Origin of the sequence: Longicatena sp. 210702-DFI.1.196, from assembly GCF_020563125.1 — a bacterium.
GTDB lineage: Bacteria > Bacillota_I > Bacilli_A > Erysipelotrichales > Erysipelotrichaceae > Longicatena > Longicatena caecimuris.
Genome location: NZ_JAJCPX010000150.1, coordinates 1 through 231 on the forward strand (window position 1 = coordinate 1; position 231 = coordinate 231).

1 protein-coding gene is annotated in these 231 nt (G+C 45.0%); it reads right to left on the bottom strand.

From position 1 onward, the window contains the following. The coding region (locus LI241_RS15730; protein WP_227151531.1) for a replication initiation factor domain-containing protein at positions 1-231 on the bottom strand (231 nt) is incomplete at both ends.

Sequence of the window (231 nt, forward strand, 5' to 3'; positions counted from 1 at the left end):
TTGCAGTTTTAAGACTTCCACAGCCCCTAAAAAGCGTTCCCAAAACCGACACGTTTTCCATCTGCTCTTATTACTTTCATTTCTGTTTGGCACGATAAAGCGTAGATTGTTTGCCAATAGCCCGAAAGTCAGTTCCCCAAGTTCCAGCGGTCTGTCTTTGAATGTCATGGCAAAAGCATGAGCCTTATCATCACGCAGTTGCATTTCTGTCCGTTTCCAACTGCCGACTTC